General features: G+C 66.7%; 8 protein-coding genes. 6 read left to right on the forward strand and 2 right to left on the reverse strand.

Annotated features, from left to right (window positions below; genetic code table 11):
* A partial coding sequence (locus WAZ62_RS19420) for an AMP-binding protein (RefSeq protein WP_422645184.1) occupies nt 1–3,091 on the forward strand: 3,091 nt, incomplete at its 5' end.
* On the opposite strand, the gene WAZ62_RS19425 is transcribed toward WAZ62_RS19420, so the two are convergent.
* Entirely contained in the window at nt 3,092–3,697 is a 606-nt protein-coding gene (locus tag WAZ62_RS19425) for a TetR/AcrR family transcriptional regulator (RefSeq protein ID WP_422645185.1), read from the reverse strand. It lies immediately after the preceding gene.
* Nucleotides 3,698–3,803: 106 nt separating this feature from the next.
* Here WAZ62_RS19425 and WAZ62_RS19430 point away from each other — a divergent pair, with 106 nt between their 5' ends.
* The 4 genes from WAZ62_RS19430 to WAZ62_RS19445 all read left to right on the forward strand — a co-directional run bounded on the left by WAZ62_RS19430 (nt 3,804) and on the right by WAZ62_RS19445 (nt 7,456).
* On the forward strand, nt 3,804–4,886 hold the full coding sequence (locus WAZ62_RS19430; protein WP_422645186.1) for a DUF1214 domain-containing protein: 1,083 nt from the start codon (nt 3,804–3,806) through the stop codon (nt 4,884–4,886).
* A gap of 122 nt (nt 4,887–5,008) precedes the next feature.
* Nucleotides 5,009–6,163, forward strand: coding sequence for a sulfotransferase family protein (locus WAZ62_RS19435; RefSeq protein ID WP_422645187.1), 1,155 nt, complete (start codon nt 5,009–5,011; stop codon nt 6,161–6,163).
* A gap of 16 nt (nt 6,164–6,179) precedes the next feature.
* Complete coding sequence (locus WAZ62_RS19440) at nt 6,180–6,962, forward strand: SDR family oxidoreductase (protein WP_422645188.1); 783 nt, start codon at nt 6,180–6,182, stop codon at nt 6,960–6,962.
* Nucleotides 6,963–6,979: 17 nt separating this feature from the next.
* Entirely contained in the window at nt 6,980–7,456 is a 477-nt protein-coding gene (locus tag WAZ62_RS19445; RefSeq protein WP_422645189.1) for a nuclear transport factor 2 family protein, read from the forward strand.
* A gap of 76 nt (nt 7,457–7,532) precedes the next feature.
* On the opposite strand, the gene WAZ62_RS19450 is transcribed toward WAZ62_RS19445, so the two are convergent.
* Entirely contained in the window at nt 7,533–9,548 is a 2,016-nt protein-coding gene (locus tag WAZ62_RS19450) for an autotransporter outer membrane beta-barrel domain-containing protein (protein WP_422645190.1), read from the reverse strand.
* Between the two features lie 218 nt (nt 9,549–9,766).
* Here WAZ62_RS19450 and WAZ62_RS19455 point away from each other — a divergent pair, with 218 nt between their 5' ends.
* Nucleotides 9,767–10,936, forward strand: a complete 1,170-nt coding sequence (locus WAZ62_RS19455; protein WP_422645191.1) for an NAD(P)/FAD-dependent oxidoreductase — start codon at nt 9,767–9,769, stop codon at nt 10,934–10,936.
* Nucleotides 10,937–11,152 lie beyond the last annotated feature (216 nt).

The following is an 11,152-nucleotide window of genomic DNA, read 5'->3' on the forward strand; positions in this document are numbered from 1 at the left end:
TGCCCTCGAAGGCATCGTCGGCGCCGTCATCGGCCCCCTGATCCTGTCCGCCCTTCACCGCCGCCTCGACGCCGACAGGCGCCTGGCCGGGGTCGCCCGGGCGCTGAGCGCCGTCTTCATCGCCGCCGCCCTCGGCATCGGGGCAAGCCATGTCCTGATGCCCCTGCCCGGTGGCGAGGGATTGCTGGCGCTGGTGCTCGTCGTCGTCGCCGGGGCCGGCTGGTGGCTGACGCGCTATCTCGCCGCCGCCACGCTGGGCCACCGCCCGACGGAAGACGATGTCGACCTCGCCCTGATGGCGCGGGGCGGCGTGTTCGACACGATCGAGCGGATGCGTCGCCAGGGCACGCCCTGGTCGGCGGCCGTCATCGTCGCCTGGACGGCGGCGGCGGCCTTTCTGCTGGTGGCCTATCTGCCGGCGCTGGCCCGCCAGATCCTGCTGGGCGATGGCCTCGCCGAATATGGCCTTCTCGGCATCCTGGCCCTTGGCACCGGCTTTGGCGCCTTCATCCTGCTGCGGCTCTCGCGCGGGCCGGTGAACGCGGCCCTGGCCCCGCTCGCCCTTGGCATCGCCGCCCTCGCCGCCTTCGATCTGTTCGTGACCGCCGCCAGCATCGATGTCGGCGCGGCGGGGGGGATGGATCCGCGCACCGTCTTTGCCCTGGCCGGCGATGCCGCCGCGGTCCGCGTCGCGATCGACACCTTTTTCCTCGCCGCCGCCCTTGGCCTGTTGTCGATCCCGCTGCTGGTCCTGACCGGCGATCCGAGCGACGAGCGGGCGACCGCCCATCATTACGCCATCACCGGCCTGCTGGTCGGCCTCGCCGGGGCCGCCGCCCTGCTGCTCGGCCTTCTGCTGCGCGCGGTCGGCTTCGGTCTGCCCGAGCTCTTCCTGGCCCTTGGCCTGTCGGCCCTCGCCGTGCTGCCCTCCGCCCTGCGCCTGTGGCCGGAAGCCCTGTTCAAGGCGGCGGCGGCCCGCCTGCTGCGCCTTCTGTTCCGGGTCGAGGTCAAGGGCATCGAGAATGTCGCCAAGGCCGGCCCGCGCGTGGTGATCGTCGCCAATCACGTCTCCCATCTCGACGCGCCGCTGCTCGCCGCCTTCCTGCCGGGCGATTTGCGTTTCGCCGCCAATGCCACCATCGCGCGCAGCCGGGCGGCCCGCCTGCTGTCGAAACTGATCCGGCTCTATCCCATCGATACGTCCCACCCGGTCGCGGTGAAGGCGCTGATCCGCTCGGTCGCCGATGGCACGCCCATGGTGATCTTCCCCGAAGGCCGGCCGACGGTGACGGGCGGCCTGATGAAGATCTACGAAGGCCCCGGCATGGTCGCCGACCGCGCGGGCGCCATGGTGCTGCCCGTCCGCATCGAGGGGCCGCAGTATTCGCTGTTCTCGCGCCTCGGCGGCAAGCTGCACCGCCGCCTGTTCCCCAAGGTGACGATCCATATTCTCGAGCCCCGGCGCTTCGATGTCCCGGCCGGCCTGACCGGCCGCCGACGCCGCCAGGTCGTCGGCAACAAGCTCTATGACGTCATGGTCGAGATGATGTTCGCCTCGGTCGATCTCGAGGTGAACCTGTGGGAAGCGCTGCTGCACGCCCGCACCAATCACGGCGGCCATCTGCCGATCGTCGAGGATCAGGACCGCAAGCCGCTGACCTACAACCGCTTCATCATGGCCTGTTTCGTGCTGGGCCGCGCCCTGTCGCGCCGCACGGCCGAGAAGGAAATCACCGGCGTCCTGCTGCCCAACACGGCGGGCGTCGCCGTCACTTTCTTCGCCCTGCTCTGCTTCGGCCGGGTGCCGGCCATGCTGAATTTCTCGGCCGGGCCATCGACCATGGCCGCCGCCTGCCGGACGGCCAGGGTGAAGACCGTGCTCACCTCCCGCCGCTTCGTCGCCATGGCGAAGCTGGAGGACGCGATCAAGGCGATCGGCGAGGTGGCCACCATCATCTATCTCGAAGATGTCCGCGCCGGCCTGAAGCTGACCGACAAGCTCTGGGGTCTGGCCGCCGCCAGGGCCCCCCGCTTCCTGCATGGCGAACTGGCGACGCGGCCGGACGATCCCGCCGTCGTCCTCTTCACCTCGGGCAGCGAGGGCCTGCCCAAGGGCGTCGTGCTCAGTCACCGCAGCCTGAACGCCAACCTGAACCAGGTCGCCTCCATCGTCGACATCACCGGCAACGACCGGGTGCTGAACCCCCTGCCGGTGTTCCATTCCTTTGGCCTGCTGGGCGGCCTCGTGCTGCCGCTGATGGTCGGGGTGAAGACCTTCCTCTACCCCTCGCCGCTGCATTACCGGGCCATTCCCGAACTCGCCTATGAGACCGGGGCGACCATGATGTTCGGCACCGACACGTTCCTGAACGGCTACGCCCGCGCCGCCCATCCTTACGACTTCTATTCGACCCGTTACATCTTCGCCGGGGCCGAACGGGTGAAGGACGAGACGCGGCGGATCTACGGCGAGAAATTCGGCGTCCGCATCCTCGAAGGCTATGGCACCACCGAATGCTCGCCGGTGATCGCGGTGAACACGGCGATGCAGTTCAAGCCCGGCACGGTCGGCCGCCTGCTGCCCGCCATGCGCGCCCGGCTGGAACCGGTGGAGGGCATCACGCGGGGTGGTCGTCTGGTGGTCACCGGCCCCAACATCATGCTGGGCTATTTCCGACCCGACCGCCCGGGCGAGCTGGAAGTGCCGCCGGGCGGCTGGTACGACACCGGCGATATCGTCGATATCGACGATCTCGGCTTCGTCACCATCCTCGGCCGGGCGAAGCGCTTCGCCAAGGTCGCGGGCGAAATGGTCAGCCTCGCCGCGGTCGAGCATGAGGCGGTGGAAATCTGGCCGGAATTCGCCCATGCCGTCGTCAACCTGCCCGACCCCGCCAAGGGCGAGCGCCTCGGCCTGATGACCACTTGCCCGGACGCCAGGCGCGATGCCTTCGCCCATCACCTGCACGAGAAGGGCCTGTCCGAATTGCTGCTGCCCAAGCTGGTCGTTCATGTCGCCGAACTGCCCCTGCTCGGCTCGGGCAAAACCGATTATCAGGCGGTGAAGGCCGCCTTCGAGACAAAAGCCTGATCAGGCGGCGACCCCGCGCAGGAAGACCGCCACCGCGTCCTTGACCCAGAGGCGGATCGCCTCGGTCGAGGGCGGCGCGCCGCTGATCGTCGCGCGCCGCGTCAGGTCGGCATAGGCCATGGACAGCAGCATGGCCGCCGCCTGCTCGGGATCGGTCAGGCGGACGTATCCCGCGTCCTGCTGGCGCGCCAGCCAGCGGCCAAGGGCGGCGACGATCTTCTCGTGCCCCTCACGGTAGAAGGCCGCGACCATTTCGGGCACGCGCATCACCTCCGTCGTCGCCAGCCGGTTGGCAGCCAGCCCCCCTTCCGACAGGCCGAGCGGCGCGAGGCCATTCAGGATCCGGTTCAGCACCGGCTCCAGTTCGTCCCGCCTCTCGACGACATATTCGTCGAGCCCGGGCAGCATCATTTCCATGAAGCCCGAAATCACCGCGACCAGGATGTCGGTCTTCGTTTCGAAGAAGCGATAGATCGTCTTGGTCGAGACCCCGCCCGTCCGCGCGATGGCGCCGACTGAAGCGGCGGCGAAGCCCTCGGTCAGAAAAACACCCCGCGCCGCGTCGAGGATCGCCTCGCGCAGTTCCGCCTCGTCTCGCCTCGCCAACGCCTGTTCCTTTCGATACGCGACAGATTCCCCTTGACGGAAAGATCGCCGCTGCGATGATCGGCGCCAAGGAAAACAGAAATTTTCCATTTTCGGGAGAGGGAAGATGGCGGGAACGGCGGACGATCGAATTCTTTCGGGCGAAGCGTGGCAGGATTTCTGCAAGACGATCGCCAATGCCGGAAACATCCTCTTTCGCGAACAGGCGCCCGCCACGGTCCTCGACCGGGCGGAAGGCATCCGCTACCTCAGCCGGCTGACCCGCGCCTTCCTCGAAGCCTCGGTCGAATACAGCGATCCCGACTTCCCCGCTCTGCGCCGCCTCGCCCATGAAACCGTGAAGATCGGCGCCGACAACCCGGACAATGTCTATCTGTCGGCGACGGTCGCGGGCGATCGCGATTACCTGATCCGGGGCCAGCGCGGCTCGATCGCCTATTTCTCGATCGGCTCCAAGGCCAATCGCTATGCCATCGACGGCACCATGTCCTCGACCGGCGAATTGAACGACCGCGGCCTCGACATCCGGCCGGATGGCAGCTTCGAGATCATCGCCTCGGCGACGCCCAAGCCCGGCAACTGGCTGCCCCTGGCCCCGGATTCCACCCTCCTCGTCGTGCGTCAGTCCTATCTCGATCACGCGACCGAAAAACCCGGCCATTACACGATCGAGCGGATCGGCGGCCCGGCCACGCCGCCGCCTTTACGCGCCGCCGATCTGAACGAGGCGCTGCAGAAAGCCGCCATGGGCGTGATGGGCACCGCCTTCATCTTCGCGCAATGGACCGAGCTGTTCATGACGCGGCCGAACGAATTGCCCGACTGGGGCCAGGACATGTTCCTGCGCGCCGGCGGCGATCCGGACATCTTCTACCTGCACGGTTACTGGGAACTGGGCCCCGATCAGGCCTGGGTGATCGAGACCGAGGTGCCGGACTGCCCTTACTGGAATTTCCAGCTGAACAATTGGTGGATGGAATCCCTCGACTACCGGCACCACCGCGTCTGGATCAACAAGCACGGCGCGAAGCTGAACGCGGACGGCAGCCTTACCCTGGTGATCGCCAACCGCGACCCCGGTTTCGGCAACTGGATCGACACCGCCGGCCATGACCGCGGCACCGCCCTGCTGCGCTGGCTGGGCGCATCGACGCATCCGCTGCCGCGCTGCCGCGTGATTGACCTCTGACGACGGCGTCATCCCGGCGCAGGCCGGGATCTCGCGCCGGAAGAAGCGCCCATTCCGAACCAGATCCCGGCCTGCGCCGGGATGACGATCAGAAGACGATAAGAGTTACAGGAGGATATCCCATGGCCGAGGTCTTTTCGGTCGAGAAACTGATGGCCCAGGCGAAGGCCGAGACGGGCCTCGCCGATTTCGGCGATCCCTGGTTTCTCGCGCCGCTGAACGCCCTCGTGCGCTCCCTCAACGAGGAAGCGGACCTGTCCGAGATGGGCACCTTCATCCAGGGTGGCAGCCTGCTGAAATCCCTGTCCGAGCGATTGCGCTTCATCCAGCTGCTGAAGGACCATCCCGAGATCGCCGAGGAAAAGGTCGAGGTCATGGCCGAGATCGTCGGCCTGCCGCGCACCGGCAGCACCATGCTGCATCGCCTGCTGGCCTGTTCGTCGGAACTCACCTCGACCTTCTCGTGGGAGCTGCTGAACCCCATTCCCTTCCCGGGGGAGACGCCGGGCGGCACCAGTCCCCGCGTCGAGGCGGCGGAACAGATGACGGCGATCTATCTCGCCACCATGCCCGAGATCGCGGCGATCCACCCCATCGACCCGGTGGGTTACGAGGAGGATGTCCTCCTGCTCGACCGCTCGTTCATCTCGACGGGCTATGCCACCATGCTGAAGGTGCCGGGTTACGATGCCTTCCTGCTCGACTTCGACCAGACACCGGCCTACCGCGAGCTGAAGACCTGGCTGAAACTCCTGCAGTGGCAGGCGCCGGAGCGCCGGGGCAAGAAGTGGCTGCTGAAGTCGCCGCATCACCTGACCGCCCTGCCCGCCCTTTTCGCCGTATTCCCGGAATGCCGGGTGGTGATGACCCACCGGACGCCGGTGCAAACCGTGCCGTCCTACGCCAGCATGGCCGCCGCCCTGACCAAGCCGAATACCGACAGGCTCGACACCAAGGCCATCGGCCCCTTCTGGGTGAAGCGTTTCCGCCGTTCGCTGGCCGAGGTGATCGCCCTTCGCGAAAAGCATCCGGCGCGTTTCATCGACGCCCGCTACGAGGATGTCCAGCGCGATCCCGTGGGCGAGGCCCGGCGCGTCTATGCCGCCCTCGGCCTTGCCTTCGGCGAGACGGAACAGGCGGCGATGCGGGAATGGCTGGACCAGAACGCCCGCGACCGCCACCCGGCGCATCACTACACGGCCGAGGACTTCGGCCTGACCAAACCCGGGCTTGAGGCGGATTTCGCCTTCTATATCGACACGTTCCTGAAGAACTGAAACCAGGGGGGACCTCATGCTGCTCAAGGACAAGGTGGTCATCGTCACCGGCATCGGCCCGGGCATGGGCGCCAAGATGGCGCGCGATGCCGCCATCGCCGGCGCCAGCGTCGTCATGATGTCGCGTTCCGATTTCGTGATGGGCGATGTCCTGAAGGATATTCTGGCCAATGGCGGCAAGGCCGTCTCGGTGCTGGGCGACGTGACCAAGCCCGAGGATTGCGCCCGCGTCGCCGCCACCGCGATCGAGGCTTTCGGCACGATCGACGGGCTGATCAACTCCGCCTATTACCACCCGCCCATGGTGCCGCTGCTCGACAATGACGCGGACGATCTGCGCCTCGCCTTCGACGTGATCGTGGGCGGCGCCCTGAACATGATCCGCGCCGTGCTGCCCACATTCGAGGCCAGGGGCAAGGGTGCCGTCGTCAACATCGGCACCATGGCCGATCGCAAGCCCATGGCGGGCGAAGGCGGTTACGTCCTGGCCAAGGGTGCCCTCGCCTCGCTGACCCGCCAGCTTGCGCTGGAACTCGGCCCCAAGGGCGTTCGGGTGAACATGACCACCATGGGCTGGCTGGGCGGCCCCGCCACCGACATGTTCTTCGAATGGCGCGCCATGACCATGGGCAAGACCAAGGAAGAAGCCGTGGCCGAGGCCGCCGCGCGCATCGCGCTCGGCCGGATTCCGCCGGACGAGGAATGCGGCCGCGCCGCCCTGATGCTGCTGTCCGATTACGCCGTCCAGGTGACGGGTGCGACGCTGGACGTCAACGGCGGCGAATACATGCCCGCCTGACCGGGAGGAGAGAGAAAATGGCCCTGCGCCTCGAAGACATCGAACTGATCAAGCAGCTGAAGTACAAATATTGCCGGGCGATCGACACCTGCGACCTCGCCCTGCTCGAATCCCTGCTGACCCCGGATGCCGAGGTCGATTACCAGGGCGGCATCTACCGCTTCCACTATGTCGGGCGGGATAATGTGATGCAGGCGATCCGCGAGGCCTTCAACCCGCAGCTCGTCAGCAGCCACACGGTGCACCACCCGATCATCGAGGTGCATGACGACGACACCGCCGACGGTCACTGGACCCTGATCGACTGGACCATGAGCCTCGCCTTCGGCAACACGGTGGTCGAGGGCAGTTCGTTCTATGTCGACAAATACGTGAAGCAGGACGGCCGCTGGCTGATCCGCAAGGCGACCTATTCCCGCCTGTTCGAGCGCGTGCACCAGATCCCCGACGCCAATCTGACCGCCCATCTGCTGGGATCGAAGACCGCGCCCTGAGACATCGGCATCGCCCAAAGAAAAACGCCCGGGCCTAAACCCGGGCGTTTCCTTTTGTCGGCGGGACCGACGACGATCAGAAGGCGACGCGGCTGCGCAGCGAGATCATCTGGCTGCTGGAGTCGCTGTTGCCATAGGTGCCGTCGTAATCGATGCCCATGGCGAAGTCCGGCGCCACCGGGAAGGCGAGGCCGCCGGTGATGCGGGCATAGTCGCGGTCCGGATCGCCGGTGCGGGCGGTCAGGGTCGTGGTGCCCAGCTGCTGCTGGATCGTGTAGCCGTCGTCCAGGAATTCATGCACCCAGCCGCCCGAGACGCGCAGGATCACGGTATCCGAGAAGATCGGCGACGGCACGGTGAAGGAGCCGCGCAGGCCGACCTCGGTGGTCAGCGAGTCCGTGCTGAACCCCTCGACCGAAACCGCGAGGCTGCCCGTCTCGGTGTAGCTGTCGACCTCGGCATAGGAATAGCCGACATCGAGGTAAGGCGTGACGATCAGCGACGTCTTCGGCACGTCGTTGGGCAGCGCGATATCATAGCCGATGCCGAGGCGGGCGCTGAGGTCGCGGGCATCGATGTCGCCATCGGCGGAGCCAAGCCCGGTATCGCGGGTGCTGTCGTAGCCGATCCAGCTATAGCCGACCGTCAGATCGATGTTCAGATCCTTGGCGATCGTGGTCGAGCCATAGGCGAGCAGCGTGAGGCCGGTGCCATCGACATCGGAACCCGCGTCATGGATATCGGACGAGAAGCCCGACCAGCCGAAGCCGATACCGGCGATCATGCTGTCGACGACGCCCTCGCCCTTCATCAGTTCATAGTCGATGCCGGTGGTGATCGAGAAACCATCGGTGTCGCTGCCCGAGAAGCCGGGCTGGCTGCTGAGCGAGGAGCCGTTGTAGGACCCGGTGAGGAAGGCGCGCAGGCCTTCGACGCCGAAGACATTATTGGCCATCGTGTCGCCCGCCGCGGCGCCCATTTCAGCCGGCGCGCCATCCATCATCGAGGCGACGGTCGACAGGGTGCTGGTCTCGCCGCCGCCGATCTTGCCCGACAGGCGCAGGCCGACGTTGCGGAAATGGCTCTGCGATACCAGCATCGGGATATCGACATAGAGCGGCGTGAAGTCCGCCCGCTGGCCGCCAATCGGCGTGCCGCCGACACCCGCGAAGGCGAAGATGAAGGTGGCGGGCGTGCCGTCTTCCGCACCGCCGACGCCCGAGGACTGGCCGAGCGAATAGACTTCCGCCCCGACGGCGCGCAGAGCGTCCAGTGCCTCCGCCTCGTTGGCGGCGGCGCCGTAGAAGATCACGAATTCGCGCGTGTCGCCGACCGCGAGATTGCCGAAATGGAAATCGAAGGTGGCGCCGTGATCGTCTGGACCGTTATCCTCGAAATTCTCGTTCTCGGGCGCCGAGATGCTGCCCGTCGCCTCCAGCGGGTTGCCATTGGCGAAGCCGTTGTCGCTGGTCGCGACGATATTGCCCGCCGGCAGGCCGGCGATGGTCACGAATTCGCTGAATTCGGTCGGCGGAATATCCCAGTCCATCGCCCGGCGATAGCGCAGTTCCGTGATGTCGGTGGTGCCGATGTTGGTGATCGAGACGTCGACCTCGTAGAGGCGGGAATCCACGCTCGGGCTGTATTCATGGGTGACCGAGAGACGACGGTCCGAGCCGGCGGCGCCGACGTTGACGGTCGAGATCGCGCTGTCGCCGGTCGAGCGCGGATCGGTGCCAGTGCCCGACACGGTCAGCGTCGCATCGAAGAGATTGCGATCGCCGGTCGCTTCGCCGGCATTGCCGAAGAACGGCGTCACATCGTCCCGGGTCGAGAAGTCGGCGACACCCCAGGCCTCGCAGGCGCAGCCCGGCGCCAGGGCGTCCTGCCCACCGGCGGGCAGATCGAGGAAGGTCAGCCCCACGCCACCGGTGATCAGATTGCCTTCGGGATTGACGCCGATGGCGACGGTGCCGTTGTCGATGATGGCGGCCTGCGCCCATGCGGAGCCGATGCCGAAGCCGGCCGCGATGGTCAGGGCGATAGCGGATACAGCCAGGCTATGCTTGGCACCATTTATTCTGGACATCATCTTACCCCCCGGTAAGTCCTGAATTACAAAGAGCGAAACGTGTGCACGGCCACTCCCCGCCTGCCGATTCCCCTGGAATCGGCTGCTGGGAAGCCCCCGACCGGAACATGCTCCGCCTTGAGCATAGGGCGCGCATTGCTTTGGGTCAATCCAGGGTTCCCAATGCCCGAACAGATCTCGATTGTATACAGATCGCAGAAAGACGCTGAACAGTAATCATGGAAGTCGACGTCATTGTCATCGGGGCCGGGGCCGCCGGGTTATTCTGCGCCATGACGGCTGGCCGGCGGCGGCGGCGGGTCGTCGTCATTGAACATGGCGACCAGCCGGGGGCCAAGATCCTGATCTCGGGTGGCGGCCGCTGCAATTTCACCAATCTGGACGCGAAGCCCGAGCGCTTCCTGTCCGACAATCCGCATTTCTGCAAATCCGCGCTCAGCCGCTATACGCAACACGACTTCATCGATCTGGTGAACCGTCACGGCATCGCCTTTCATGAAAAGACCCTCGGCCAGTTGTTCTGCGACGGCTCGGCCCGGCAGATCCTCGCCATGCTGCTGGCGGAATGCGACGCGGCGGGGGTCGGTCTGGAGCTGGGCCGCGCCGTGACCGCCATCGCGCATGACGGCAGCCGCTTCCGGGTGACCACCGACAAGGGCGATATCGCCGCCGAAAGCCTGGTCGTCGCCACGGGCGGTCCATCCATTCCGAAAATGGGCGCGACCGGCTTCGCCTATGACGTGGCCCGGCAGTTCGGCCTCCGCGTCATCCCGCCCCGCCCCGCCCTGGTGCCCCTGACCCTCGGCGCCGAGGACCTCGCGCTGGCGGCGCCGCTGTCCGGCGTCTCGGTGGAGGCTGTCGCCCGCCTCGGCAAGGCCAGCTTCCGGGAGAATCTGCTGTTCACCCATCGCGGCCTGTCGGGCCCCGCCGTCCTGCAGATCTCGTCATACTGGCGGGAAGGGCAGGCGATCAGCTTCGATCTCGCCCCGGATACCGATATCGCCGCCTTCCTGAAGGCGCGCAAGGCCGGGCGGCCGCGCGCCGAGGTGAAGACCATCCTCGCCGAGGCGCTACCGGCGCGCTTCGCCCAGGCCCTGGCCGGCGACCAGCCCCGGCCGATCGGCGAGACCGGGGACAAGGCGCTGGCCGGCCTCGCCGCCCGCATCAACGGCTGGCGCGTGATACCCGCCGGCACGGAAGGCTTCGCCAAGGCCGAGGTGACGGCCGGCGGCGTCGACACCCGCGATCTGTCGTCCCGCACCATGGCGGCGAATGCCGTGCCGGGCCTCCACTTCATCGGCGAGGCGGTCGATGTCACCGGCTGGCTGGGCGGCTATAACTTCCAATGGGCCTGGTCGAGCGGCCATGCGGCGGGCGAGGCGGCGTGAACGATTGCCCATTTCGAATGTGAATTTTTCATAACCCCGCACGAAGACTTTGGCGCCCGCAGCCGATTTCGATTAGATGCCTGCAAGCCCGGCCTTGCGAACGGAATACCGTTGGCGGGCCGGATATCCTCATGTGGCGTCGGCCGGAGATGGCAGGGTGATGACAAAGCGAAGCGCAGGGCCGCGAGCCGTGGCCAGCCGCCGCCAGCCCCGGGC

This window comes from Zavarzinia sp., assembly GCF_049306435.1.
Taxonomy (GTDB): domain Bacteria; phylum Pseudomonadota; class Alphaproteobacteria; order Zavarziniales; family Zavarziniaceae; genus Zavarzinia.

Coding starts and splice junctions, on each gene's coding strand:
- WAZ62_RS19430 (WP_422645186.1), top strand. CDS start 3,804: ATGGCGGGAACGGCGGACGATCGAATTCTTTCGGGCGAAGCGTGGCAG.
- WAZ62_RS19435 (WP_422645187.1), top strand. CDS start 5,009: ATGGCCGAGGTCTTTTCGGTCGAGAAACTGATGGCCCAGGCGAAGGCC.
- WAZ62_RS19440 (WP_422645188.1), top strand. CDS start 6,180: ATGCTGCTCAAGGACAAGGTGGTCATCGTCACCGGCATCGGCCCGGGC.
- WAZ62_RS19445 (WP_422645189.1), top strand. CDS start 6,980: ATGGCCCTGCGCCTCGAAGACATCGAACTGATCAAGCAGCTGAAGTAC.
- WAZ62_RS19450 (WP_422645190.1), bottom strand. CDS start 9,548: ATGATGTCCAGAATAAATGGTGCCAAGCATAGCCTGGCTGTATCCGCT.
- WAZ62_RS19455 (WP_422645191.1), top strand. CDS start 9,767: ATGGAAGTCGACGTCATTGTCATCGGGGCCGGGGCCGCCGGGTTATTC.